Annotated in this window: 1 protein-coding gene; it reads left to right on the forward strand. The window is 43.5% G+C overall.

The annotated features are described in order from the left end of the window. A partial coding sequence (locus tag QWY86_RS09345; RefSeq protein WP_290241230.1) for a transposase DNA-binding-containing protein occupies nt 1-751 on the forward strand: 751 nt, incomplete at both ends.

Below are 751 nucleotides of genomic sequence, written 5' to 3' on the forward strand. Positions count from 1 at the left end.
TTCATGTTTGGAACAGATTACAGTAAACTTTTTAACGATCTTAGGTTATCTAGACGAGGAGAAAGCCTATTAAATAAATTACGTCAGGATCCCTCCACAAGTATTCAGTCGCTTGCAAGCTGCCGCGCCGAGCAAAAAGCGTTTTACAGATTTTTGAACAGTTCAAAGGTAAAGGAAGAGTTACTTTCCGCAGAGATGGGCTTTCGGTGCGGAAAAGCTGTCAAGGGCAAGGTCGTTTTATGTATCCAGGATACTTCAGAGATAAATTTAGCTAACCACAGCAATCGATTGAGAGCATCCAGCGGTGTAGGACCAATCGATGCAGTCAAAAAAGGTATTGGCTTTAAGGTACATCCTTGCCTTGTTGTAGATGCTTATACCTGTTTTCCTTACGGTTACGCAGGCATTGATCTCTTTAACCGTACTGGCGTCAAGCTTGTAACGGGTTATGAACGCAGTAAGATGTCTGTGAAAGACAAGGAATCTGCAAAATGGCTCAGGGGAAACCAACGAGCCGGCAATTATCTAAAGGATGCGGCATCTGTTATTATTATACAGGACCGGGAAGGCGATATCTTCGAGCAGTTTACTCCTGGTGCGCTGGCGGACAACTCATTTCTGATTGTACGCAGTCAGTACGATCGAATATTAACTTCTGAAGGAAGACTATTAGCTGCAGTAGCTCAGGAACCCTGTAAGGGAACTTATACCATCCAGGTAGATAGGGATAGTCATAAAAAGACCGTCACAA

It is taken from the genome of Pedobacter aquatilis (genome assembly GCF_030409415.1).
Taxonomy (GTDB): domain Bacteria; phylum Bacteroidota; class Bacteroidia; order Sphingobacteriales; family Sphingobacteriaceae; genus Pedobacter; species Pedobacter aquatilis.